General features: G+C 70.6%; 23 protein-coding genes and 1 other RNA gene. 16 read left to right on the plus strand and 8 right to left on the minus strand.

Annotated elements, in window-relative coordinates:
• Positions 1-29: 29 nt before the first annotated feature.
• The 4 genes from CEK66_RS00075 (at position 30) to CEK66_RS00090 (ending at position 4,254) form a co-directional block, all read left to right on the plus strand.
• A complete protein-coding gene (locus CEK66_RS00075; protein WP_152235535.1) occupies positions 30-2,708 on the plus strand; it encodes a sensor histidine kinase KdpD in 2,679 nt (892 codons plus the stop codon).
• On the plus strand, positions 2,698-3,444 hold the full coding sequence (locus tag CEK66_RS00080) for a response regulator transcription factor (protein WP_152235536.1): 747 nt from the start codon (positions 2,698-2,700) through the stop codon (positions 3,442-3,444). The genes CEK66_RS00075 and CEK66_RS00080 overlap by 11 nt, the downstream gene beginning before the upstream one ends.
• An 85-nt stretch (positions 3,445-3,529) precedes the next feature.
• Positions 3,530-3,721: a hypothetical protein gene (locus tag CEK66_RS00085; RefSeq protein ID WP_152235537.1), complete on the plus strand. Its 192-nt coding sequence runs from the start codon at positions 3,530-3,532 to the stop codon at positions 3,719-3,721.
• A gap of 5 nt (positions 3,722-3,726) precedes the next feature.
• Positions 3,727-4,254, plus strand: coding sequence for a hypothetical protein (locus CEK66_RS00090; RefSeq protein WP_152235538.1), 528 nt, complete (start codon positions 3,727-3,729; stop codon positions 4,252-4,254).
• Between the two features lie 230 nt (positions 4,255-4,484).
• Here CEK66_RS00090 and CEK66_RS00095 read toward each other — a convergent pair whose 3' ends face one another.
• From CEK66_RS00095 to CEK66_RS00110, 4 genes are read right to left on the minus strand one after another with little or no spacing between them, the layout of a single operon-like run.
• On the minus strand, positions 4,485-5,873 hold the full coding sequence (locus CEK66_RS00095; RefSeq protein ID WP_152235539.1) for an FAD-linked oxidase C-terminal domain-containing protein: 1,389 nt from the start codon (positions 5,871-5,873) through the stop codon (positions 4,485-4,487).
• Positions 5,870-6,421 (minus strand): metal-dependent hydrolase, encoded by a 552-nt coding sequence (locus CEK66_RS00100; RefSeq protein WP_152235540.1) that lies wholly within the window; start codon positions 6,419-6,421, stop codon positions 5,870-5,872. Before CEK66_RS00100 ends, CEK66_RS00095 begins: the two co-directional genes overlap by 4 nt.
• 1 nt (position 6,422) lies before the next feature.
• Positions 6,423-6,791 carry a YraN family protein gene (locus CEK66_RS00105; RefSeq protein ID WP_017914048.1) on the minus strand — a complete coding sequence of 123 codons (369 nt, stop codon included), beginning with the start codon at positions 6,789-6,791 and terminating at the stop codon, positions 6,423-6,425.
• Positions 6,781-8,502, minus strand: coding sequence for a penicillin-binding protein activator (locus CEK66_RS00110; protein WP_152235541.1), 1,722 nt, complete (start codon positions 8,500-8,502; stop codon positions 6,781-6,783). Before CEK66_RS00110 ends, CEK66_RS00105 begins: the two co-directional genes overlap by 11 nt.
• Positions 8,503-8,583: 81 nt before the next feature.
• Between CEK66_RS00110 and rsmI the strand changes: the two genes are divergently transcribed.
• Positions 8,584-9,408, plus strand: a complete 825-nt coding sequence (gene rsmI / locus CEK66_RS00115; protein WP_152235542.1) for a 16S rRNA (cytidine(1402)-2'-O)-methyltransferase — start codon at positions 8,584-8,586, stop codon at positions 9,406-9,408.
• 61 nt (positions 9,409-9,469) lie between these two features.
• Here the strand turns inward: rsmI and CEK66_RS00120 are convergent, their stop codons facing one another.
• The 4 genes from CEK66_RS00120 to CEK66_RS00135 all read right to left on the minus strand — a co-directional run bounded on the left by CEK66_RS00120 (position 9,470) and on the right by CEK66_RS00135 (position 11,641).
• Positions 9,470-9,934, minus strand: a complete 465-nt coding sequence (locus CEK66_RS00120) for a DUF2442 domain-containing protein (protein WP_152235543.1) — start codon at positions 9,932-9,934, stop codon at positions 9,470-9,472.
• A gap of 82 nt (positions 9,935-10,016) precedes the next feature.
• Positions 10,017-10,160 carry a DUF4160 domain-containing protein gene (locus tag CEK66_RS20495; protein WP_226978434.1) on the minus strand — a complete coding sequence of 48 codons (144 nt, stop codon included), beginning with the start codon at positions 10,158-10,160 and terminating at the stop codon, positions 10,017-10,019.
• 142 nt (positions 10,161-10,302) lie between these two features.
• Positions 10,303-10,669: RNase P RNA component class A (gene rnpB / locus CEK66_RS00130), an RNA gene on the minus strand.
• A 207-nt stretch (positions 10,670-10,876) separates the two neighbouring features.
• A complete protein-coding gene (locus CEK66_RS00135) occupies positions 10,877-11,641 on the minus strand; it encodes an NRDE family protein (protein ID WP_152235544.1) in 765 nt (254 codons plus the stop codon).
• Between the two features lie 326 nt (positions 11,642-11,967).
• Here CEK66_RS00135 and mraZ point away from each other — a divergent pair, with 326 nt between their 5' ends.
• Genes mraZ through CEK66_RS00190 form a run of 11 tightly spaced genes read left to right on the plus strand, consistent with a single transcriptional unit; the run spans position 11,968 to position 24,691 of the window.
• Complete coding sequence (gene mraZ / locus CEK66_RS00140) at positions 11,968-12,414, plus strand: division/cell wall cluster transcriptional repressor MraZ (RefSeq protein ID WP_026144304.1); 447 nt, start codon at positions 11,968-11,970, stop codon at positions 12,412-12,414.
• Between the two features lie 14 nt (positions 12,415-12,428).
• Positions 12,429-13,541 (plus strand): 16S rRNA (cytosine(1402)-N(4))-methyltransferase RsmH, encoded by a 1,113-nt coding sequence (gene rsmH / locus CEK66_RS00145; RefSeq protein ID WP_152235567.1) that lies wholly within the window; start codon positions 12,429-12,431, stop codon positions 13,539-13,541.
• Positions 13,538-13,801 (plus strand): cell division protein FtsL, encoded by a 264-nt coding sequence (gene ftsL / locus CEK66_RS00150; RefSeq protein WP_010344441.1) that lies wholly within the window; start codon positions 13,538-13,540, stop codon positions 13,799-13,801. Before rsmH ends, ftsL begins: the two co-directional genes overlap by 4 nt.
• Positions 13,798-15,666, plus strand: a complete 1,869-nt coding sequence (locus CEK66_RS00155) for a penicillin-binding transpeptidase domain-containing protein (RefSeq protein ID WP_043093186.1) — start codon at positions 13,798-13,800, stop codon at positions 15,664-15,666. Before ftsL ends, CEK66_RS00155 begins: the two co-directional genes overlap by 4 nt.
• Positions 15,663-17,147: a UDP-N-acetylmuramoyl-L-alanyl-D-glutamate--2,6-diaminopimelate ligase gene (locus CEK66_RS00160; protein WP_152235545.1), complete on the plus strand. Its 1,485-nt coding sequence runs from the start codon at positions 15,663-15,665 to the stop codon at positions 17,145-17,147. Before CEK66_RS00155 ends, CEK66_RS00160 begins: the two co-directional genes overlap by 4 nt.
• Positions 17,144-18,679 carry a UDP-N-acetylmuramoyl-tripeptide--D-alanyl-D-alanine ligase gene (gene murF / locus CEK66_RS00165; RefSeq protein ID WP_152235546.1) on the plus strand — a complete coding sequence of 512 codons (1,536 nt, stop codon included), beginning with the start codon at positions 17,144-17,146 and terminating at the stop codon, positions 18,677-18,679. The genes CEK66_RS00160 and murF overlap by 4 nt, the downstream gene beginning before the upstream one ends.
• Complete coding sequence (gene mraY, locus CEK66_RS00170) at positions 18,669-19,754, plus strand: phospho-N-acetylmuramoyl-pentapeptide-transferase (protein ID WP_010344435.1); 1,086 nt, start codon at positions 18,669-18,671, stop codon at positions 19,752-19,754. Before murF ends, mraY begins: the two co-directional genes overlap by 11 nt.
• Positions 19,754-21,076 carry a putative lipid II flippase FtsW gene (gene ftsW, locus CEK66_RS00175; RefSeq protein WP_150411462.1) on the plus strand — a complete coding sequence of 441 codons (1,323 nt, stop codon included), beginning with the start codon at positions 19,754-19,756 and terminating at the stop codon, positions 21,074-21,076. Before mraY ends, ftsW begins: the two co-directional genes overlap by 1 nt.
• Complete coding sequence (gene murG / locus CEK66_RS00180; RefSeq protein ID WP_226978435.1) at positions 21,073-22,320, plus strand: undecaprenyldiphospho-muramoylpentapeptide beta-N-acetylglucosaminyltransferase; 1,248 nt, start codon at positions 21,073-21,075, stop codon at positions 22,318-22,320. The genes ftsW and murG overlap by 4 nt, the downstream gene beginning before the upstream one ends.
• Positions 22,317-23,753, plus strand: a complete 1,437-nt coding sequence (murC, locus tag CEK66_RS00185) for a UDP-N-acetylmuramate--L-alanine ligase (protein WP_010340124.1) — start codon at positions 22,317-22,319, stop codon at positions 23,751-23,753. Before murG ends, murC begins: the two co-directional genes overlap by 4 nt.
• Positions 23,750-24,691, plus strand: coding sequence for a D-alanine--D-alanine ligase (locus CEK66_RS00190; RefSeq protein WP_152235547.1), 942 nt, complete (start codon positions 23,750-23,752; stop codon positions 24,689-24,691). The genes murC and CEK66_RS00190 overlap by 4 nt, the downstream gene beginning before the upstream one ends.
• The last annotated feature ends 71 nt before the right edge of the window (positions 24,692-24,762 follow it).

The following is a 24,762-nucleotide window of genomic DNA, read 5'->3' on the forward strand; positions in this document are numbered from 1 at the left end:
CATTCCCCATTCCCCATTCCCAGCTCCAAATGCCCGACCCCCGCACCCAACAGGCCGACGCCCTGATCGGCGAACTGCAGCGCGAGCGCGGCGGGCGCCTGACCGTGTTCCTCGGCGCGGCGCCGGGGGTCGGCAAGACCTACGCGATGCTGTCGCGTGCGCGGCAGTTGCAGCAGCAGGGCAGCAACCTGGTGGTCGGCGTGGTCGAGACCCACGGCCGCGCCGAGACCGCGGCGCTGCTGGAGGGTCTCACCGTGCAGCCGCGGCGGCGGCTGGAGTACCGCGGCCGCACCCTGGACGAGATGGACCTGGATGCGCTGCTGGCGCTGCGCCCGCCGCTGGTGCTGGTGGACGAGTTGGCCCATCGCAACGCGCCGGGCAGCCGCCACGAGCGGCGCTGGCAGGACGTACAGGAACTGCTCGACGCCGGCATCGACGTCTACAGCACGGTCAACATCCAGCATCTGGAAAGCCTCAACGACGTGGTCCACCGCATCACCGGCGTGCGCGTCAGCGAGACCGTGCCCGATGCGATCTTCGACCGCCTGCGCGACATCGTGCTGGTCGACCTGCCGCCACGCGAACTGATCGAGCGCCTGCAGCAGGGCAAGGTGTACCTGCCCGAGCAGGCCGGGCAGGCGCTGCAGGCGTTCTTCTCGCCGTCCAACCTGGCCGCGCTGCGCGAGCTGGCGATGCAGACCGCCGCCGACCGCGTCGACAACGACCTGCGCGACGTGCAGGCCGCGCAGGGCCGCACCAGCGTCGCCCTGCGGCGCACGGTGATGGTGGCGATCGACGGGCGTGGCCAGTCCGACTACCTGGTGCGGGTGGCGCGGCGCCTGGCCGAGCGCCGCGGCGCGCCATGGACGGTGGTCACCGTGCAGACCCAGGCGCAGCCGGATGCCGACTGGCAACTGGAGATCGACCGCGCCTTCGCGCTGGCGCGCCGGCTGGGCGGCGAGGCCGCGCTGCTGCACGGCGCCAACGTCGCCGACGCCTTGCTCGACCATGCCGCGCGCAGCGGCGTGTCCACGCTGGTGCTGGGCCGCACCCGCGAGCGCCCGCTGGCGCGCATGATCAACCGCACCCTGACCCAGCAACTGCTGCAACGCGGCGCGCACTACGAACTGGTGATCATCAGTTCGCCGGAAGCGCGCGCGCGGGCGCGGCGGCGCTGGCGCAGCCCCGCGCACTGGCTGTCGCGCGACGACCTGCTGTTCGCCACGGTGGCCTCGGCGCTGGCGGTGGTGGTCGCCTGGATCGCCGAAAGTTGGGTCGGCATCGACGACCTGTCGATGGTGTTCATCGTCGCAGTGGTGATGGTGGCATCGAAGACGCGGATGACCGCGGCGGTGCTGGCGGCGCTGTTGAGCTTCTTCAGCTACAACTTCTTCTTCATCGAACCGCGCTTCACCTTCCAGATCGGCGCGCGCCAGGGCGTGGTCACGGTGCTGCTGTTCCTGGTCGCGGCCCTGGTCGCCGGGCGCCTGGCCTCGCGCCTGCGCATGCAGGTGTTGGCGCTGCGCGCGGTCAACGCGCAGACCACCGCGCTGCAGCGGCTGGGCCGCGAACTGACCAGTGCCGCCGACCTCGGCCAGGTGCTGGAGGCTGGGCGCCGTGCGCTCGCCGGCACCCTCGATGCCGAGGCCTGGCTGCGCCTGCAGCCGCTGGAGCGCGCGCATGACGGCGCCGACGACTACGCGCCGACGATGGCCGCGGTGGACCGCAGCGCCGCCGACTGGGCGCAGCGCCACGGCCAGGCCACCGGTCGCTTCACCGATACGCTGGCCGGCGCGAGCTGGTGGTTCCTGCCGGTGCGCCACGAGCACGGCACCATCGGCGTGGTCGGCTTGCGCTTCGGCACCGGCGTGCAGCGCCCGGGCCTGGAGCAGCAGCGCCTGGCCGAGGCGATGGTGGAGGACATCGGCCAGGCCGCGCTGCGCACGCGGCTGGTCGCCGACCTGGAGAGCGCGCGGGTCAGCGGCGAGACCGAGCGGCTGCGCTCGGCCCTGCTGTCCTCGGTCTCGCACGACCTGCGCTCGCCGCTGGCGGCGATGATCGGCGCGGCCAGCAGCCTGTCCAGCTACGGCAAGGCGATGGACGCGGACGATCGCCGCAGCCTGCTCGAGACGATCCAACTGGAAGGCGAACGCCTGGACCGCTACATCCAGAACCTGCTGGACATGACCCGGCTCGGTCACACCGGGCTGACCTTGAACCGCGACTGGATCGGCGTGGACGAACTGATCGGCTCGGCCGCGCGGCGCCTGCAGCGCTACCAGCCGCAGGTGCGGCTGGATATCGCCCTGGCCGCGGAGCTGCCGACGCTGTGGGTGCACCCGGCGCTGGTCGAGCAGGCGATCTTCAACGTGCTGGAGAACGCGGCCAAGTTCTCGCCGGCGGATGCGGCGATCCGCGTCGCCGCGGGCATGGTCGAGGGCCGCCTGCGCATCGACATCAGCGACCGCGGCCCGGGCATTCCCGAGGACGAGCGCGCGCGCATCTTCGACATGTTCTACAGCGTCGAGCGCGGCGACCGCGGCCGCCACGGTACCGGCCTGGGCCTGACCATCTGCCAGGGCATGATCGGCGCGCACGGCGGCAGCGTCGAGGCGCTGCCCGGTCCCGATGGCCGCGGCACCACGATCCGCATTACCCTGCCGCTCATCGAACCCGCCGCGCCGCCGTCCCGCCCCGATGCCGACTGAGTCCCACGCCGATCCGATTCCGCCGCCGCGCGTGCTGGTCATCGACGACGAGCCGCAGATCCGCCGTTTCCTCGACATCAGCCTGCGCGCGCAGGGTTACCGCGTGCTGCAGGCCGACACCGGCGCCGCTGGCCTGGCACAACTGGCCGCGCACGGCGCCGAACTGGTGGTGCTGGACATTGGCCTGCCCGACCAGGACGGGCACAGCGTGCTGCGCGAACTGCGGCAATGGTCGTCTGTGCCGGTGATCATGCTCACCGTGCGCGCCGGCGAGGACGAGAAGGTGCAGGCGCTGGACGCCGGCGCCAACGACTACGTGACCAAGCCGTTCGGCGTGCAGGAACTGATGGCGCGCATCCGCGTGCTGCTGCGCATGCAGCCGGTGGCCGGGGAGGCCGAGCCGGTGTTCGACGATGGCCACCTGCACATCCACCTGGGCCTGCGCGAAGTGCGCCTGGACGGCGAAGCGCTGCCGCTCAGTCGCAAGGAGTACGCGCTGCTCGCCCTGCTGCTGCGACACAGCGGCCGCGTGGTGACGCAGCCGCAACTGCTGCGCGAACTGTGGGGCCCCACCCACCAGGACGACACCCACTACCTGCGCATCCTGGTCGGCAAGCTGCGGCAGAAGCTCGGCGACAGCGCCGTGGCCCCACGCTACATCGCCACCGAGCCGGGGGTGGGGCTGCGCTTCATCGGGGTGCAGTGCGCGCCTCATGGCGCGCCAGGGACGATCTGAATCCTGTCCCCAGATTCTGCCGAATCTTCCTGCGCCCAGCGCAGCGGCAACGATGCGGAGCAGACGGCCTGTCCTCAATGGCCCGATGCGCCAGTTCCTCCCCAATCTCGTGGACCTATTGCCGGCCCGTCGGGAGTCGCCCGATCACGCGGGCATGCGGATGAACGCGCACGCGCAGCAGGCACTGATCCGGATTGCGCCGGCGGCGATGCAACACGCTATTCTCGCCTTCAAATTCCATGTCTCGGGCGATGCTGATGACCGCCCAGTAAGGTAGGCAGCATGAAGCACGCACACTATCGCGCCATTGCGTTCGTCATGCTGTCGCATATCGCGGTAGCTGCTGACGCCCGGGACACGCTATCGGCACTGGCGTCGGCAACCCCTCTGCAGGCCACGTATGCAGATGAAACGCCGCGTGGCTTGTCGCAGGTTGTCCTCGGCAGGCAGCGCATTGTCTTCGGTAATGCAAACGTCGAACTCGTCACCCGATATCAAGGAACGCTGAAGACGCATCCTCGGGCGGACGAGGATTTTTTCTCAAATACGATGGACGGTGCAGATCTTTATTCCGTCACGAACAGGAATGACGAAGGTTTCCGGAAGTTGGGGAGTTCGCATATTCGTTCAGTGGCGTTGCTCAGAGAAACCGATGCCCAAGGAGCTGCCTCCCTCGTGCTGTGTCTCTCCGACTACGAAGATCTCAATCACTATTTCTACAAGGATCGAACCTTCACCACTTGCACGAGGTTTTCTTTGGGCAAGGGGGCGTTGGCATTGCCGCACGAACCTGGCGCATCTGTTCGATAGGCCGGCTCGCTGCCAAGCGCGGTTGCATGCGGTTTCTGGATCCTCGCTGGGAGATGCCAGCGTAAGAGTCAGGACGCGGGCTGTCTTTCCGGCGCTCGCGGCTTGTAGGTTGTAGGCGCGGCCAGGCTGGTCGCCCGCCATCGCAGCGCGGAACGCCACGCGCTGTCGGTTTCCGGTGCCGCCATGGCCAACCCGATCGCCCGGCGGCTGCCTCGCGAGTCGCCCGAGCTTCAGTCCCGCTCCGGCAATACCTTCCCCGGATTGAGGATCCCATCCGGATCCAGCGCGCGCTTGATCGCGCGCATCGCCTCCAGCGTGGCCGCGTCGAAGGCCTGGTCCATATAGTCGCGCTTGGCCACGCCGATGCCGTGTTCGCCCGAGAGGGTGCCTTCCAGCGACAGCACCAGTGCGAACAGCCGCGGCAGCGCCGCCTGCGCGCGCGCGGTTTCGGCGGCGTCGTCCGGCGCGTACATGATGTTGACGTGCAGGTTGCCGTTGCCGGCATGGCCGAAGGCGACGATCGGCAGGTCGAACTCGGCGGCCAGCGCTTCCACGCCGGCCACCAGCTCGGGGATGCGCGACACCGGTACCACCACGTCCTCGTTGATCTTGCCGGGGCGGATCGTGCGCAGCGCCGGCGACAGCGCACGGCGCGCGGCCCACAGGCGGTCGCGCGCGCTGCCGTCGGCGGCCACGTCCAGCGTCAGCAGGCCCTCGCCCTCGGCCGCCGCGCCCAGCGCCTGCAGCGCGTAGGGCAGGGTGTCGTGGTCGCCGTCGGCCTCGATCAGCAGCATCGCGCCGGCCTCGGGCACGTCGCTGCCGTTGCGGCGCAGCAGCACGATCGCGCTGCGGTCCATGAACTCGAGCATGGTCGGCGTGCTCGGCTGCGCCATCAGCCGCGACACCGCGGCCGCGGCGGTGGCGGCGTCGCGGTACAGCGCGCGCAGGCCGGCCTGCGCCAGCGGCCGCGGCGACAGCTTCAGCGTCGCTTCCACGATCAGCGCCAGGGTGCCTTCGCTGCCGACCAGCAGGTGGGTCAGATCGTAGCCGGTGGCGTCCTTGGTGTAGGCGCCGCCGCAGCGGATCAGCTCGCCGCTGCCGGTCACTGCGACCAGGCCGAGCACGTTGTCGCGGGTGGCGCCGTACTTCACCGCGCGCGGTCCGCCGGCATTGGTGGAAAGGTTGCCGCCGACGCTGCAGATCTCCGCGCTGGACGGATCCGGCGGCCAGAACAGCCCGTGCGGCGCCAGCGCCTGCTGCAGGTCGCCGTTGAGCACGCCGGGTTCGACCACCGCGCAGCGGTCGGCCGGGCGCAACTGCACGATGCGGTTCATGCGTGCGAACGACAGCACCACGCCGCCGGAGAACGGTACCGCGGCGCCGGCGGTGCCGGTACCGGCGCCGCGCGCCACCAGCGGCACGCGGTGCGCGCGGCAGGCGCGCACGATCGCCTGCACCTGCTCGCGGGTCTGCGGCAGCGCCACCGCGTCGGCCAGGGCCCAGCGCCGCGAATCGTCCTCGCCATAGCGGCGGCGGCTGTCGGCATCGGTGCGCCAGCCCTCGGCGCCGAGCAGGGCGGAAAGGGTGTCGGTGAGTGCGGTGGGCAGGGCGGTGGTCATGGCGAAGGTGGCGACGACGAAGTGGAGGGCGAGGGCGGCTGCAGCAGTTTCCAGGTGAGCACCGCCAGCGCCAGCGGCAGCCACACCCAGCGCAGTTCGGACCACAGCGTGGCCATGCGGCGCGCGCTGAAGAAACCGTTGGCGAACGGCGAGACCCGGATCGGCCGCCACGGCGCGAACCAGCGCTGTTCGCTCCACGGCCACCCCAGGGCCACGCCGAGGCCGCCGGAGGTCATCGCATCGAGCAGCGGATGCGAGGCGGTGCAGACGAACAGCCAGACGGCCGCCTGCAGCGCGCCGGCGCGCAGGGGCCGGTGCAGCAACGCGCCGAGCACGCCCAGTACCGCGGCGAACAACAGCGAGTGGCTGGCGCCGCGATGGCCGAAGGCGTCGGCGTAGGGGATGTGCAGGGCGAAGCCGAGCACGTCGGCGTCGGGCAGCATCGCCGCGACGATGCCGGCGCCGAGCAGGCGCGTGGAGATGCGCCCGCGATCGGCGGCGGCCCACAGCGCCAGCGGCACCGCGGCGTGGGTGAAGACGCTGGGCACCTCAGCAATCCTCGGCGCGGAAGGCGTCGCGCAGCCAGGTCAGCCGCGGCGGATCGCCCTCGGCCTCGACCACGTCGAAGCGGCACGGCCAGTTGGCGTACTGCGGATGCGCGGCCAGGAACAGCTGCGCCGCCAGCAGCAGGCGGCGGCGCTTGCGCAGATCGACCGAGGCCGCGCCACCGCCGAACGCGGTGCTGCGCCGGTAGCGCACTTCGACGAACACCAGGCTCTGCGCCTGCTGCATCACCAGGTCCAGCTCGCCGCCGCGGAAGGCGACGTTGGCGGCGATCAGGCGCAGGCCGGCGCGCTCCAGTTCGGCGCGCGCCGCCGCTTCCACCGCATTGCCGCGTCGGCGCCGCTCAGTTTCCATCGGGCAGCGGGGTCGGGCGCCCGCCGCTGAAGGTGGACCAGGCCGGGGTACGCACGATGTTGCCGAAGCCGTCCAGGTGCAGCACGCCGGTGGCGCCGCGCAGGCCGCTGTCATTGCCGGTCGCCAGCTTCTCCAGGTAGGCGGTGATCTGCCAGGCGTCGTAGCCGAACGCGAACAGGCGCCCGGCCGGGCCGCGTGCGGTCGGCAGCATGTCGGCGACGCTGGTCGCCGCCGGCAGGCCGCCGACGCCGCGCACGTTCCACAGCTCGCTCGGGTAGACGATGCCGTCCAGCACCAGGTCGTCCTCCGGCTTGCCGGTGCCCAGCACCAGCTGCGAGGTCGCCACCCGGGTCTTGCCGGCGAAACCGGCCAGCGCCAGTTGCGGCGCCAGCGCGCGGGCGGTATTGCCCTTCACCGCCAGCAGCACCGAGTCGGCGGCGGCGTTGCGCAGTTGCGCGCCAATGTCGCCCGGGGTGTCGGCCACGCTGACGCTGCCGGCGACCTTGCCGCCGCGCTCGCTGAAGCGGTCGCGGAACGCGGCCACCGCGCGGCGGCCGGTGTCGTCGTTGCTGCCGATCACCAGGGTGTTGTGGCGCTCGTGCGCCAGCAGGTACTCGGCGGCGGCGATGCCGTCGTCTTCCGGCGCCAGCGAGAAGCCGGCGCTGCCGCCCGGCGGGGCGTGGGTGCCGCGGTTCAGCGCCAGCACCGGCACCGGCAACGCGTCGCGCCCGAACAGGGCGGTGACCTCGTCGCGGCCGAGCGGGCCGACCACGAAATCGGCGCCGCCGTCGACCGCCTTCTGATAGGCGGCCAGCGCCCCGGCCGGGGTGCCGGTGGTGTCGATGAAGTCGATCGCAGGACGCCGCCGGGTCTCGCCGTAGTAGCCGGCAAGCAGGCCGTCGCGTACCGGCGCCGCAGCGGTGGCCAGGCTGCCGCTCAACGGCAGCAGCACCGCCAGCTTGGCCGGCGGGCGGTAGCCGTCGCGCTCGGCCGGCGGCCGCTTGCTGGTGTCGAAGCCCCACTGCTCGCCGCGGTCGAACGGACGCGGCAGCGCCAGGCCGCGGCTCAGCAGCGCGCGGCCGACGAAGTTGTACAGCGGATCGCCGGCCGGCAGCGCGGCGGCGCGCGCCTGCAGGGTGGCATCGTTGAGCGTGGCCAGCTGGCGCACGATGGCGCGCTGGTTGTCGCTGCGCGCCTGGCCGCTGAGGCCGTTGTCGGCGCGGGCGCGCTCGTCCAGCGCCGCGGTGGCGTCGCCGGTGCCTTCCAGCGCCTGTGCACGGGCCAGGTGCCAGCGCGCACGCAGGTTCTGCGGCACCGCCTGCGGATCGCTGCCCAGCGCCTGCAGCGCCTTGGCCGGCTGGCGGTCGGCCAGGGCCAGCTCGGCCTCGACCAGCGCCACCCGCACCTTGCTCAGTGGCGGCAACTGCCGTGGCTGCACCTGCGCCAGCAGGCTGCGCGCACGGGCGGTATCGCCGGCCTCGTACCAGGCGAAGGCGGCGTCGCCCAGCAACTGGTTGCGGGCGCTGCCGGTGGCGCCGGCGGCCTGCGCCTCGAGCTGCTGCGCCGCTTCCTTCGGCTTGCCCTGATCCAGCAGCGCCAGCGCGGCCGATTGGGCCGGCGAAGCGCTCGGCGTCACGCTGGTGGTGGCGCAGCCGGCGACGAGCAGCGCCAGCAGCGACAGGGCGGAAATCCTTGCGAATCGCTTGTTCATTTCTGGTCCATTCGGCTGGGCACGCCAGGCGCGCCGGGGAAAACCGCTACGATTCTACCCTTGACCATGGAAAGCCCGTAGATGAGCGCCCAGCCCGGAACCCTGCACGTCGTCGCCACGCCGATCGGCAACCTCGCCGACCTGACGCCGCGCGCCCAGGAGACGCTGCGCACGGTGGCGGCGATCTGCGCCGAGGACACCCGCCGCAGCGGCCAGCTGCTGGCTCACTTCGGCATCGAGCGGCCGCTGCTGGCGCTGCACGAACACAACGAGGATGCGTTGTCCCAGCGCATCGTCGCGCGCCTGCTGGAGGGCCAGTCGCTGGCCCTGGTCAGCGACGCCGGCACCCCGCTGGTCAGCGACCCCGGCTACCGCCTGGTGCGCGCGGCGCGCGCGGCCGGGGTGCGGGTCAGCCCGGTGCCCGGCGCCTGCGCGGCGATCGCCGCGCTCAGCGTGGCCGGCCTGCCCAGCGACCGCTTCGCCTTCGAGGGCTTCCTGCCGGCCAAGGCCTCGGCACGCCGCGAGCGCCTGGTCCGGTTGGCCAGCGAACCACGCACCCTGGTGTTCTACGAAGCCTCGCACCGCATCGCCGAGTCCCTGGCCGACTGCCGCGCCGCCTTCGGCGACGCCCGCCCGGCAGTGATGGCGCGCGAACTGACCAAGCTGTTCGAGACCGTGCTCGACGGCACCCTGGCCGACCTGCACGCCCGGGTCGAGGCCGACGACAACCAGCGCAAGGGCGAGTTCGTGCTGATGGTGCAGGGCGCCGGCGACGACGCCGACGCGCAACTGGCCGAAGGCCGCCGTGTCTACGCCAAGCTCAGCGAACACCTGCCGCCGTCCACCGCCGCCAAGCTGGCCGCCGAACTGACCGGTGCGTCGCGCAAGGCGCTTTACGGCGGTTGAGGGGGCGATAACGCCCTGCGGCAATGCGATCGCCGGCCAGTCGTCTTTGGCGACTGCGTTCTCAGGCGACTTTCGAATAATCAAACCCTGCCTGTTCGGCCTCCCATCCCAGCATCGCCAAGCCAATGCTCTTGGGGACGGGCTTTTCGCCGCTGCGGTAGTAGGCGAGCATGCGCCGGCTCAAGCCCAATGCTTCGGCGGCTGAATCCAACGTCATGTCGTGGCGATGCATCCAGGCGATGATCTGCTGGTGGGAATAGTCACCGGCTTGCTCGATCGCGAGTGCGCGCAGGTTGTCGCTGGCGAGCGCCAACTCGTCGTTGCCGTCGAAGATGACGCCGCGCTGCCATTCGTCGAGCGAGACCCTATGGAAAACGTGCGGCAGCCGTGCCTTTTTCAGGGAAGGATGCGAGGCCAAGACCTCGCTGAGGTCGACGGTGCAAGTGAAGCCGTCGGCAAAGGTCAGTGCAAGTTCGCGCGCCGCGACAGCCTTCACCTTGGTAATGACGAATTGAGGTTGGTTCATGGATTCAATTCCTGCCATCGGGCGATGAGGGTGGCTTTGTTCGCCGCGGCCCATTCAAGCGCGGCGCTCAATTCGCGTCGGCTCAGGCGGCCGGACAGAACTGCCAGGTGTCGATGACGATCAGCGCTTCCCGACCATCTCGGGTACGCACATGGAAGTGAGGCGGCAGATGGTCGGCCGCATACATCGTGACAACGCTGTTGGCGAAACGGACGATCGTCGGCATGTGCGGAACATAGTGCAATGATTGCACTTTCGCAAGAAGGATCCTGTTCGCAGCGGGTCAGAGGCCAGAAGGGGGGGGGCATCAACGCCTGGCGCTCCGCGCCCTCAGTGAAGGTTTGGAGTTTTCGGCGTTCTGAAAAAAGTGGCGGAGCCGGCCGATAAGCCGGGTTCTGTCGTGGACAGTCATTCTTCTAGGCGCACCGTCACCGGTACGCTCAAGCAACCTACCCGGACCCGACGCGGGCCGCGCCATGAGGTCCCTATTTGGTCTTGCTCCAGGTGGGGTTTGCCGTGCCGGTCCGTTACCGGACTCGCGGTGCGCTCTTACCGCACCATTTCACCCTTACCGGCCTGCTTGCGCAGACGTAGGCGGTATCTTTCTGTTGCACTAGTCCGTCGGCTCGCGCCGCCCAGGCGTTACCTGGCACCTTGCCCTATGGAGCCCGGACTTTCCTCGGCATCCCGCCGCACCGAAATGCGATTGGATGACGCGACTGTCTGGCCGGCTCCGCCGCGGGCATTGTCGCATGTTAAGACGGGACCCGGGATTCGGGATTTTCCGCGAGTGCAGGTTTCGATTGCACTGTGGGAGGGACTTCAGTCCCGACGGGCTCTACCGGTAAAGCCCGTCGGGACTGAAGTCCCTCCCACAAAAATCGCCGCTTTAGGTCGCTGACAGCGATTTCGCGCCTGACCCCATACTTCCCGAATCCAGGGTCACGAGTCCTGGTTCTCCAGCCGCGTCTCCCCCAGGATCACCCCGTCCGGGCCGAACCGGCGCTCATGGATCCAGCCGTGGCCGGCGGCGTCCACGGCGACGATGGTGCTGGCACGTGTGCCGTAGTCGTGGCCGCGGATGAAGGCCGGCGACAGCCGCCGTTCCAGGTCCGGGCCGACCCCGGTGTCGGGCAGGTCGGCCGGGTCGGCCAGGGTCTCGTCGGCCAGCGCCCGCCACAGCGGCGCCAGGTCGTCGTCGCCGGCGACGATCCAGGCGGTCACGGCCGCGCGCAGGCGCAGGGTCTTGGGCCAGGGCGCGTCCAGCGCGCCGTTGGACATGCCGTGCACGCCGGGCGCCAGGGCGCTGCGGCCGGGTGGGTGGTTGCCCACGTAGGTGGCGCCGGCGGCATCGGCCAGCAGCAGGTTGAATGGCGGATAGGTGTCGGCGCGCGCCGCCAGCGCGTCGGCGAAGGCCGCGGCCGGCTGTTCGCCGCTCAGGTAGTCGGCGATCAGGGCGCCGCGCGAGGCGCCGGACATCGACGCCAGCGGGTCGCGCACGTTGGTGACCACGGCGCAGCGGCCGGCGGCGTCCAGCCCCATCCAGGTGCCGCCGGAGCGCAGGTCGCGCCCGGCCAGCAGGCGCTGCGCCGGGGCTGGCCAGCGCTGCAGCGGCGCGGTCGGGCGGGCGTGGAATTCGTCGCGGTTGCCGACCAGCAGCAAGCGCCATCGCGGGTGCGCAGCGTGCGCGAGAACGACCAGACACATGCCCGCCAGTGTGCGCGCTTGCGCAACGCGGCGCGAGCCCGGGCGCCATGTCGACGGCCGGTGACGACCGCCTTAACGCCGCGTACACAGGCCTGAATTTCCGTTCAATCTCAAAATTTGAGACGAAACAGTAACTTGTGGATAAGCCTTGAACAAGTCTCTAAAGATCGTTGCAAACCATTGATCCCGCTAGCGATTTACCGCTCGCAAAGTTGTTGACAACCCGTTGCGCGCTGCTAAGGTGGGCACTTGAGGGGAAACCGGGTTTTTTGTGGTTTTTCGTGGTTCAATGACCGCCCAGGCGGATTCGGAAAGGTGCAGGCGTCGTGTTTCAGGGCGAGACCGCAATCACTGTGGACGACAAGGGGCGTATGGCGGTTCCCACCGCGTACCGCGACCTCGTCGCGCGCGTGAGCGGCAATCGGCTGGTGCTGACCTACAACCCGTTCGAGGCCGGCTGCCTGTGGCTGTATGCGGAGAAGGAGTGGGAGCGGGTCCGTGACGACGTCATGGCCAAGCCCAACACCCAGCGCGTGGTGCGGGTCCTGCAGCAGAAGCTGGTGGGTTCGTCGGCCGCGCTGGAGCTGGATGCCAACGCCCGCATCACCATTCCGCCGAGCCATCGCGCCGCGGTGGGCATTGAAAAGCGCGCCGTGCTGTTGGGCATGGGCGACAAGTTCGAACTGTGGAGCGAGCAGGCTCATCGCGCACTGATCCAGCAGACGTTGTCTGACGAGGATCTGGGCGATGGATTGCTCGATCTGAAGTTGTGAGTCGGGGTGTCCGGATGCGCGGACAGGCGCAGGCCGGTCACCTCCCGGTGTCGCAACCATCGGCGGCGCATGTGCCGGTGTTGTTCGCGCAGGTCCTGGACGGGCTGCAGGTGATCGAAAACGGAATCTATCTGGATGGCACGTTCGGGCGTGGCGGACACGCGCGCGGGGTGCTGCACAAACTCGGCCCAGGAGGCCGGCTGCTGGTGATGGACAAGGATCCCGAGGCGATCGCCGAAGCCGAACATGCGTTTGGCGGCGACGCGCGCGTGTCCATCTATCGCGGCAGCTTCGCCGAGCTGGGCCAGTGGGACGCTGCCGTTGCCCTGGACGGAGTGCTGTTCGACCTGGGCGTGTCCTCGCCGCAGCTGGACGTGGCCGAACGCGGCTTCTCCTTCGGCAAGGACGGTCCGCTGGACATGCGCATGGACCCGGACGCCGGCGAGAGCGCCGCGCAGTGGCTGGCGCGCGCCGACGAGCGCGAGATCGCCGACGTGCTGTGGACCTACGGCGAAGAGCGGCAGAGCCGGCGCATCGCCCGCGCCATCGTCGCCCGCCGCGAGAAGCAGCCGCTGACCCGCACCGCCGAGCTGGCCGAACTGATCGCCGGGGTGATGCCGCGCGGCGACAGCAAGACCCATCCGGCCACCCGCAGCTTCCAGGCGATCCGCATCCACATCAACCGCGAGCTGGCCGATCTGGAGACCGGCCTGGACGCGGCGCTGGCCCGGCTCAAGCCCGGCGGCCGCCTGGCGGTGATCAGCTTCCACTCGCTGGAAGACCGCATCGTCAAGCAGTTCATGCAGCGCCACGCCAAGGCCCCGCCGAGCAACCGCCGCCTGCCGGAGGCCACGACCTTCGTGCCGATCCTGCGCCTGCACGGCGGCGCGATCAAGGCCGACGCCGACGAACTGGCGGTGAACCCGCGCGCGCGCAGCGCGGTGTTGCGGGTAGCGGAGAAGCTGGGAGTGGGGAATCGGGAATCGGGAATCGGGAAAGGCGAAAGCAAGAGCGCGCTTCCCGGGACGGAAGGTTTCCGTGTGCGGTCGACCGGCTCTTCCCCATTCCCCATTCCCGTTTCCCCATTCCCGCCGGCGCATGGCGCGCTCCACAGGAGCGCCCCATGAGCCGGCTGCTGCTGCTCGTGCTGCTCGCCTGCACCATCGCTTCGGCGATCGGGGTGGTGTACATGCGCCATCGCCATCGCCAGTTGTTCGTGGAGCTGTCGCGGCTGGAGCACAACCGCGACGAGCTGAACATCGAGTTCGGCCGGCTGCAGCTGGAGCAGGCGACCTGGGCCGAGAGCAATCGCGTCGACCAGGTCGCGCGCGAGCGGCTGGGGATGAAGTTCCCCGAGACCGGCGACATCGTGGTGGTGCGTCCGTGAACAAGAGCGGCCGCAATCGCCCCCGCAGCAACTTCAACCTGCGCGGCCGCCTGGTGCTGGTCGGCGCGGCGCTGGGCCTGTGCTCGGTGACCCTGATCGGCCGCGCGGCCTACGTGCAGCTGATCAACAGCGATTTCTACCAGCGTCAGGGCGAGGCGCGCTACCTGCGCGAACTGCCGATCGCCACCTCGCGCGGCATGATCACCGACCGCAACGGCGAGCCGCTGGCGGTGTCCACGCCGGTGGAGTCGATCTGGGTCAATCCGCAGGAACTGCTGCGCAGCCCGGACCGCATCCCGCAGCTGGCGCAGGCGCTGGAACTGCCGGTCGACGAACTCACCGCCAAGCTCTCGCAGAAGGCGGACAAGGAGTTCATGTACCTCAAGCGCCGGATCAATCCGGACAAGGCGCATGCGGTGGTCGCGCTGGGCATCCCCGGCGTGTTCTCGCAGCGCGAGTTCCGCCGCTTCTACCCGCAGGGCGAAGCGATGGCGCACGTGCTGGGCTTCACCAACATCGACGACCGCGGCCAGGAAGGCCTGGAGCTGGCGTTCGATTCCTGGTTGCGCGGCAAGCCGGGCGCCAAGCGGGTGATCCGCGACCGCAAGGGCGCGATCGTCGAGAGCATCGACCTGGTCAAGCCGGCGCAGCCGGGCAAGGACCTGACCCTGAGCATCGACCGCCGCATCCAGTTCCTGGCCTACAAGGAACTGCGCAACGCGCTGGTCGAGAACAAGGCCGCCGGCGGCTCGATCGTGATCATGGACGTGGCCACCGGCGAGATCCTGGCCATGGTCAACCTGCCGACCTACAACCCCAATGCGGTCAACGGGGTCAACCCGGACGTGCGCCGCAACCGCGCGGTCACCGATCTGGTCGAGCCGGGCTCGACGATGAAGCCGCTGACCATCTCCACCGCGCTCAAGGCCGGGGTGGTGACCAAGGACACGCTGATCGACACCAACCCCGGCTACATGTCGGTGGGCCGTTTCACCATCAAGGACGTGCCGCGCAACAACGGCGTGCTGACCGTGACCGGGGTGATCACCCGCAGCTCCAACATCGGCGCGGCCAAGATCGCGGCCAAGCTGCCGGACCAGACCTTCTACGACCAGGTCCACAGCTACGGCTACGGCAGCTCCCCGCACAGCGGCTTCCCCGGCGAATCGGCCGGCGTGTTCCCGTCGCCGGCGCGCTGGAGCGGCTCGTCCAAGACCACCATGTCCTACGGCTACGGCCTGTCGGTGACGCCGCTGCAGATCGCCCGCGCCTACTGCGCGCTGGGCAACGGCGGGCGCCTGGTCACCCCGACCTTCGTCAAGGGCCAGCACGAGGACAGCAAGCAGGTGCTGGACCCGGCGATCTCCAAGGAAGTGGTGGCGATGATGGAGACCGTGGTCACCCAGGGCGGCGCCAAGGGCGCGGCGATCCTGGGCTACCACGTCGCCGGCAAGACCGGCACTGCGCGCAAGGCCGGCCCCGGCGGCTACGAGCGCGGCCACTACAACGCGCTGTTCGCGGGCCTGGTGCCGGCGAGCAACCCGCGCTTCGCCACGGTCATCGTCATCAACGACCCGCAGGGCGCCAAGTACTACGGCGGCCTGGTCTCGGCGCCGGTGTTCCACAACGTGATGGAAGGCGCGCTGCGGCTGATGGACGTGCCGCCGGACGACATCCAGTCGTGGCTGGCCGCGCAGGCCGCCGGCAAGAGCGGCCACGCGCCGCCGCCGGCGCCGGTGGAGCCGGATCCGGCGACCGTGCCCGACGCCGCCGCCGAGGTCGATGCCGCGCTGCCCAGCGCGCGTGCGGTGGCGCCGCCGGCGCCGGCCGCGTTGCCGGCGCCGCTGCAGGAGACCCGCCAGTGACCCGCGCCATGTCGCTGTCGCAACTGCTGCCGGGCGTGGCGCTGGCGCACGACGTGCAGGTGTCCGGGCTGGTCATGGACAGCCGCGCGGTGCGCCCGGGCGATGCCTTCGTGGCGATCGCCGGGTTCGGCGCGCATGGCCTGGGCTTCGTCGAGCAGGCGCGCGCCAACGGCGCGGTCGCGGTGCTGTACGACCCGCCGGCCCCGGCCGAACTGCCGGCGCCGGCCGACGCGATCGCGGTGCCGGGCCTGCGCGCGCGCATGGGCGCGATGGCCGACCAGTTCCACGGCCATCCGTCGCAGACCATGACCATGGTCGGGGTCACCGGCACCAACGGCAAGACCTCCACCGTGCAACTGCTGGCGCAGGCCTGGCACCTGCTGGGCACGCGCAGCGGCAGCATCGGCACGCTCGGCGCCGGCCTGTACGGGCAGGTGCAGCCGACCGGCTTCACCACGCCGCTGGTGCTGCCGCTGCACGCATTGCTGGCGCAGCTGCGCGACGCCGGCGCGCAGGCGGTGGCGATGGAAGTCAGCTCGCACGCGCTCGACCAGGGCCGCGTGGACGCGGTGCATTTCGACGTGGCGGTGTTCACCAATCTCACCCGCGACCATCTCGACTACCACGGCGACATGGCCAGTTACGGCGCCGCCAAGGCGCGGCTGTTCGCCACGCCGGGGCTGAAATCGGCGGTGGTCAACCTGGACGATGCGTTCGGCCGCGAACTGCTGGCCAAGCTGGATCCGGCGCTGCGCCGCATCGCGGTCAGCTCGCGCGGCCAGGATGGCGCGCAGGTGCGCGCCGAGGCGCTGCGCCTGGACGCGCGCGGCATCGGTTTCACCCTGGCGATCGGCGAGGAGCGGCATCCGCTGCAGTCGCCGTTGCTGGGCCGTTTCAACGTCGACAACCTGCTGGCCGTGGCCGGCGCGCTGCACGCGCTGGACGTGGCGCCGGTGCGCATCGCCGCCACCCTGGCGCAGCTGCAGCCGATCCGCGGGCGCATGAACCGGCTCGGCGGCGATGGTGCGCAGCCGCTGGTGGTGGTCGACTACGCGCATACGCCCGACGCGCTGGAACAGGCGCTGCAGAGCCTGCGCGCGCACGCACAGGGCCGCATCACCTGCGTGTTCGGCTGCGGCGGCGAGCGCGACACCGGCAAGCGCCCGCAGATGGCGGCGATCGCGCAGCGCCTGGCCGAGCGCGTGGTGGTCACCGACGACAACCCGCGTGGCGAGGACGGCGACCGCATCGTCGCCGACATCCTGGCCGGTTTCGACGGCATGCAGGCGGTGCAGGTGCAGCGCGACCGCGCGCAGGCGATCGCCATGGCGGTCGCCGACGCCGGCGCCGAGGACATCGTGCTGATCGCCGGCAAGGGCCACGAGCCGTACCAGGAGATCGCCGGCGTGCGCCATCCGTTCGACGACACCGAGGTCGCCGCGCAGGCCCTGCGCGCGCATGCGGCGGAGGCGGCCCGATGAAGCGCCTGCCGTTGTCGATGATCGCGCACTGGGCCGGCGCCGAGCTGCACGGCGACGACGTGGCGATCGATGCGATCAGTCACGACACCCGCAGCCTGGCCGCCGGCAGCCTGTACGTGGCGCTGCGCGGCGAGCGTTTCGATGGTCACGCCTTCGTCGCCGACGCCGCCACGCGCGGCGCCAGTGCGCTGCTGGTGGAGCGCGTGCAGCCGCAGATCGAACTGCCGCAGATCGTCGTCGCCGACACCGAACTGGCGCTGGCGCGGATCGCCGCCGGCATGCAGCGTGGCCGTGCCACCCGCGTAGCCGCGATCACCGGCAGCAATGGCAAGACCAGCGTCAAGGCGCTGCTGCTGGCGATCCTGCAGCATGCCTGTCGCATCGATGGCGGCAGCGTCTACGCCAATCCCGGCAACCGCAACAACGAGATCGGCCTGCCGCTGGCGGTGATCGAGGCGCCGGACGACGCCGACTACGCGATCTACGAGATGGGCGCCGGCAAGCCGGGCGACATCGCCTATCTCACCGACATCGCGCCGCCGCAGGTGTCGCTGGTCAACAACATCGCCGCTGCGCACCTGGAGCGCATGGGCAGCCTGCTCGGCGTGGCGCAGACCAAGGGCGCGATCTACACCGCGCTGCCGGCCGACGGCACCGCGGTGATCAATGCCGACGACGCCTTCGGCCTGTGGTTCGAGCAGCGCCTGGCGACCGGCGAGGCGCGGCCGCAGGTGCTGCGCTTCGGCCTGCAGCCGGGCGCCGAGGTCGGTGCCGCGCAGGTCCGCATGGCCGCCGACCGTACCCAGTTCGTGCTGACCACCCCGCGCGGCGACGTCGAGGCGACGCTGCCGTTGCCGGGCCGGCACAACCTGCAGAACGCCCTGGCCGCCGCCGCGCTGGCGCTGGCGCTGGGCGTGGCGCCGGCGCGTATCGCCGCCGGCCTGGCGCAGGTGCAGCCGGTGCCGGGCCGGCAGATCACCCACACGCTGCCCAACGGCGCGGTGCTGATCGACGACAGCTACAACGCCAACCCCGGTTCGCTGGCCGCGGCGATCGACGCGCTGGCCGCGGCCGGTGGCGAGCGCTGGCTGGTGCTGGGCGACATGCGCGAACTCGGCGCCGGCGCCGAGGCGCTGCACGCCAGCGGCGGGCGCCGCGCGCGCGATGCCGGGCTGACCCGGCTGTACGCGCTCGGCCCGCTCAGCGCCCACGCCGCGCAAGCGTTCGGCGAGAACGGCCGCGTCTTCGACAGCCATGCGGCGCTGGTCGAGGCGCTGCAGCGCGATCTGGCCGCGGTGGCCGGGAATCGGGAATCGGGAGCCGGGAATCGGCAAGAGCAGGATCAAGAGCAGGAAGTGAAGCAGATGCATGAGAACACCAGCGCGCCGTCCGTTGGCGCGCTCCCACGGGTCCCGGGTCCCGGGTCCCGGGTCCCGGCCACGCTCCTGATCAAGGGCTCGCGCGGCAGCGCCATGGACACCGTGGTGCGTGCGCTGCTGAACCAGGCACAGGAGGCGCCGCATGCTGCTTGAACTCGCCCGCTGGCTGCAGCAGCTCGAAAGCATGTTCGGGCTGTTCGGCTATCTGACCTTCCGCGGCATCCTCGCGGCGCTGACCTCGCTGTTCCTGTCGCTGTGGCTGGGCCCGGCAGTGATCCGCAAGCTGGCGCAGTTCAAGGGCGGCCAGCCGATCCGCCAGGACGGCCCGCAGACCCACTTCTCCAAGGCCGGCACTCCGACCATGGGCGGCTCGCTGATCCTGCTCACCGTGCTGCTGTCGGTGCTGCTGTGGGGCGACCTGCGCAACCGCTACGTGTGGTTGGTGCTGGCGGTGATGCTGGCGTTCGGCGTGATCGGCTGGTACGACGACTGGATCAAGATCGTGCGCCGCGACCCGAACGGGCTGAAGTCGCGCTGGAAGTACCTGCTGCAGTCGATCTTCGGCCTGGCCGCGGGCCTGTTCCTGTACTACACCGCCGACGTACCGGCGGCGATCACCTTCTACATCCCGATGTTCAAGTCGATCGCGCTGCCGCTGGCCGGGATCAGCTTCGTGGCCATCGCCTACTTCTGGATCGTCGGCTTCTCCAACGCGGTCAACCTGACCGACGGCCTGGACGGCCTGGCGATCATGCCGACGGTGCTGGTGGCCTGTGCGCTGGGCGTGTTCGCCTATGCCTCGGGCAACGCTGTGTTCTCGGCCTACCTGAAGATCCCGACCATTCCCGGCGCCGGCGAGCTGATCATCATCTGCGCGGCGATCGCCGGCGCGGGCCTGGGCTTCCTGTGGTTCAACACCTACCCGGCGATGGTGTTCATGGGCGACATCGGCGCGCTGGCGCTGGGCGCGGTGCTGGGCACCATCGCAGTGATCGTGCGCCAGGAGCTGGTGCTGGTGATCATGGGCGGCGTGTTCGTCATCGAGACCCTGTCGGTGATGATCCAGGTCGCCTCGTTCAAGCTCACCGGCAAGCGCGTGTTCCGCATGGCGCCGATCCACCACCACTTCGAGCTGAAGGGCTGGCCGGAGCCGCGGGTGATCGTGCGCTTCTGGATCATTTCGGTGGTGCTGGTGCTGGTCGGCCTGGCCACGTTGAAGGTGCGCTGATGAACGACCCCGCCCGCCAAGCGACCCGCCTGGAGGCCATCGGTGGCCGCTACGACCCGTGGCTGCTCGGCGCCGCGGTGGCGCTGGCGTCGCTGGGCGTGGTCATGGTCGGCTCCAGCTCGATCGAGCTGACCACCAGCCCGTTCTACTACCTGAGCCGTCACCTGCTGTTCCTGGCCGGCGGTGTCGGCCTGGCGATCTGGGCGATGCGCACCGAGCTGAAGAACATCGAGCAGTACAACCAGTTGCTGCTGCTGGCCTGCTTCGGCCTGCTGCTGGTGGTGTTCGTGCCCGGGCTGGGTAGCACCGTCAACGGCGCGCGGCGCTGGATCAACCTGGGCATCTCGCGTTTCCAGACCGTGGAAGCGGTGAAGGTGCTGTACATCGTGTGGCTGTCCAGCTACCTGGTGCGTTTCCGCGACGAGGTCAACGCGACCTGGCCGGCGATGCTCAAGCCGCTGGGCGTGGCGGTGGCATTGGTCGGCCTGCTGCTGCTGCAGCCGGACTTCGGTTCCTCCACGCTGCTGCTGGCGATCACCGCCGGCATGCTGGTGCTGGGCGGGGTGAATCTGCCGCGCATGTCGATGCCGATCGTGATCGGCCTGCCGGTGTTCGCCTTCATCGCGATCCTCGAGCCCTACCGCCTGCGCCGCATCACCTCGTTCCTGGATCCGTGGGCCGACCAGCTCGGCTCCGGCTATCAGCTGTCCAACGCGCTGATGGCGGTGGGCCGCGGCGAATTGTTCGGGGTCGGCCTGGGCGGCTCGGTGCAGAAGCTCAACTACCTGCCGGAAGCGCACACCGACTTCATCTTCTCGGTCATCGCCGAGGAACTGGGCTTCGTCGGCGTGTGCCTGATCATTTCCCTGTACGCGCTGCTGGTCGGCCGCGCGTTCTGGCTGGGCATGCGCTGCGTGGAGATGAAGCGCCACTTCTCCGGCTACATCGCCTTCGGCATCGGCCTGTGGATCAGCCTGCAGAGCTTCGTCTCGGTCGGCGTGAACCTGGGCATCCTGCCGACCAAGGGCCTGACCCTGCCGCTGATCTCCGCCGGTGGTTCCAGCGTGCTGATGACCTGCGTGGCGATGGGCCTGCTGCTGCGCGTGTCCTACGAACTCAACCGCGCCGAGCGCCAGGTGGCGCTGGTGCGCAGCGACGCGGCGATGCCGGTCAAGCAGACCGTGGACAACGCCGAGGACTTGCACGCCGCGCGCGAGGCCAGCGCCAGCGCGGTCGCCGCGGCGATCCAGGGCGGCACCCCGGGGCGCGGCACCAGCCGCATGCAGCCGCGCGTCGAACCCACCTTCGGGAGGCTCGGATGAGCGCGGTGCAGGGCGATCGTCCGGTGATGATCCTCGCCGGCGGCACCGGCGGGCACATCTTCCCCGCGCTGGCCGTGGCCAAGGTGCTGCGCGCGCGCGGCGTGCCGGTGGTGTGGCTGGGCGCGGCCGGGCGCATGGAAACGCGGCTGGTGCCGGAGCACGGCATCGAGCTGGACACGATCGAGATCGGCGGGCTGCGCGGCAAGGGCGCGCTGGCCCTGTTCGGCGCGCCGGTGCGGGTGATGCGCGCGGTGCGCGCCGCCGGCTTCGTGCTGCGCCGGCGTGCGCCGCGGGCGGTGATCAGCTTCGGCGGCTTCGCGGCCGGTCCCGGCGGCCTGGCCGCGCGCCTGCTCAAGCTGCCGCTGCTGGTGCACGAACAGAACCGCGCGCCGGGCCTGACCAACAAGGTGCTGGCGCGGGTCGCGCGGCGCGTGCTGACCGGCTTCCCCGGCAGCTTCGCCACGCGCGAGGAAGCGGTAGGCAACCCGGTGCGTGCCGAGATCGCCGCGCTGGCGCCGCCGGCGCAGCGCCTGGCTGCGCGCCACGGTGCGCCGCGGCTGCTGGTGCTGGGCGGCAGCCAGGGCGCGCGCGTACTCAACCAGGCGCTGCCGCAGGCGCTGGCCGCGCTCGGCGTGACCGTGGAAGTGCGCCACCAGTGCGGCGAAGCGCTGCGCGAGGAAGCCGCGCGCGCCTATGCCGATGCCGGCGTCGCCGCCAGCGTCGAAGCCTTCATCGGCGACATGGCCGCCGCCTACGCCTGGGCCGACCTGGTGGTGTGCCGCGCCGGCGCCTCGACCCTGGCCGAACTGTGCGCGGTCGGCATCGGCAGCGTGCTGGTGCCGTTCGCCGCCGCCGTCGACGACCACCAGACCCGCAACGCCGAATACCTGGTCGAACGCGGCGCCGCCGTGCTGCTGAAGCAGGACGACGCGCTCGCCGGTCACGTGCAGCGGGTGCTGCGCGACCTGCTGGCACAGCCGGCGCAGCGCCTGGCCATGGCCGAGGCCGCGCGCCAGCTGGCCAAGCCGGATGCGGCCGAGCGGATTGCGGACATCGTTTTGGAAGAAGCCGGGAATGGAGAACCGGGAATGGGGAATGGGTACAAGCACAATCAAGGGCAGAATCACGCAGTGACACACGCAGACACGAACACGCGACAGGCACGGATCGCTGCAGCCGCCGCGCTTCTTCCAATTCCCGATTCCCGTTTCCCCATTCCCGCCTCCGCAGGAGGCCAGCAATGATCCGCCGTCTCCACGACACCGGCGATCTGGTCCGCGCGTTCCCGCGCGTGCACTTCGTCGGCATCGGCGGCACCGGCATGAGCGGCATCGCCGAGGTCATGCTGACCCTGGGCTATGAGGTCTCCGGTTCGGACAACGCCGACAACGCGGCGACCCGGCGCCTGGTCAAGCTCGGTGCGCGGGTGATGCGCGGGCACTCGGCGGCCAATGTGCTCGGTACCGACTGCGTCGTGGTGTCCAGCGCGATCCGCGAAGACAACCCGGAACTGATGGAGGCGCGCAGCCAGCGCATTCCGATCATGCCGCGCGCGGCGATGCTCGCCGAGCTGATGCGCTTCCGCCGCGGCATCGCGGTGGCCGGCACCCACGGCAAGACCACCACCACCAGCCTGGCCGCGGCGGTGCTCAGCGAAGGCGGGCTGGACCCGACCTTCGTGATCGGCGGGCAACTGCTCGCCGCCGGCGCCAACGCCAAGCTCGGCGGCGGCCAGTGGCTGGTGGCCGAGGCCGACGAGAGCGACGGCAGCTTCCTGCGCCTGAACCCGCTGATCTCGGTCATCACCAACATCGATGCCGATCACCTGGAGAACTACGGCAACGACTTCGCCCGGGTCCAGGCCGCATTCGCCGAGTTCCTGCAGCGCCTGCCGTTCTACGGCCTGGCGGTGCTGTGCATCGACGATCCGGAAGTGGCCGCGCTGGCGGCGAAGACCCCGCGCCATGTGATGAGCTACGGCCTCAGCGAGAACGCCGACGTGCGCGCCGAGGACGTGGTGCAGGACGGCCCGCGCATGCGCTTCACCCTGCGCCTGCCCGAAGGCAGCAGCATCCCGGTGACCCTGGCGCTGCCGGGCCGCCACAACGTGCTCAACGCGCTGGCCGCCGCCGCCATCGGCTGGCAGCTGGGCGTGGCGCCGGAGGCGATCGCCAGCGCGCTGCAGAGCTTCGCCGGCATCGGCCGCCGCTTCAACGACCTGGGCGAAGTGACCACCGCCGGCGGCGCGCGCGTGCGCGTGGTCGACGACTACGGCCACCACCCGCGCGAGTTGGCCGCGGTGTTCGCCGCCGCCCGCGGCGGCTGGCCGGACAAGCGCCTGGTGGTCGCGTTCCAGCCGCATCGCTACAGCCGCACCCGCGACCAGTTCGACGCGTTCGCCGCGGTGCTGTCGGAAGTGGACGCGCTGGTGCTCAGCGAGGTCTACCCGGCCGGCGAAGCGCCGATCCCGGGCGCAGACGCGCGCTCGCTGGCGCGCGCGATCCGCGCGCGCGGCCGCAGCGAGCCGGTCGTGGTCGGCCAGGTCGGCGAACTCGACAGCGTGCTGCCGGACGTGCTGCAGGACGGCGACCTGCTGCTGATGATGGGCGCGGGCGACATCGGCTACGTCGCCCAGCACATCGCCCAGCACGGCTTCGCCGGCGGAGCCGACGCATGAGCGCGCAGACCCTGCCGCCGCCGCGCGTCACCGACCCGGCCGCGTTCGGCCGCGTCGCCGTGCTGCTCGGCGGCACGTCCAGCGAACGCGAGGTGTCGCTGAACTCCGGCGCCAACGTGCTCGAGGCGCTGCGCAGCCGCGGCGTCGACGCGCAGCCGGTGGACGGCATTCCCGCCTTGCTCGAGCGCATCCGCGCCGGCGAAGTCGACCGCGTGTTCAACATCCTGCACGGCGGCGACGGCGAGAACGGCGTGCTGCAGGGCCTGCTGCGTGCGTTGCAGGTGCCGTTCACCGGCCCCGACGTGCTCGGCAGCGCGCTGACCCTGGACAAGATCCGCACCAAGCAGGTGTGGATCGCCGCCGGCCTGCCGACCCCCGGCTTCGCCCGCATCGACGCCCAGGCCGACCTGGCCGCGGCCGCCGCCGCGCTGGGCTACCCGCTGTTCGTCAAGCCGGCCTGCGAAGGCTCCAGCGTCGGCGTGTTCCGCGTGCTGTCCGAGGCCGACCTGGCGCCGGTGCGCGCCTTCGCCGCCGACTACCGCGGCGAGCTGCTGATGGAGCAGATGGTGCAGGGCGAGGAATACACCGTCGGCATCCTCGGCGATATCGCGCTGCCGTCGATCCGCATCGTCCCCGCCGGCGACTGGTACGACTATCACGCCAAGTACATCGCCGAGGACACCCAGTACCTGTGTCCGGGCATGGAGAGCGAGGACGAGACCCAGATCCGCCAGCTCGCGCTGCAGGCCTTCGCTGCGGCCGGCTGCAGCGGCTGGGGCCGCGTGGACGTGATGCGCGACCGCGTGCGCGGCCTGCAGCTGATCGAGGTCAACACCGCCCCGGGCATGACCAGCCACTCGCTGGTGCCCAAGGCCGCGGCGCAGCTGGGCGTGGATTTCGCCGGCCTGTGCTGGCGCATCCTGGAGCAGACGCTGTGACGCTGGGAATCGGAAATCGGGAATCGGGAATGGGCAAGAGCGGTGCCGCGTGCGCGGCCGCTTGTGCCTTC

Origin of the sequence: Xanthomonas sp. LMG 12460, from assembly GCF_009192895.1 — a bacterium.
In the GTDB taxonomy this organism is placed as follows: Bacteria; Pseudomonadota; Gammaproteobacteria; order Xanthomonadales; family Xanthomonadaceae; genus Xanthomonas_A; species Xanthomonas_A sontii.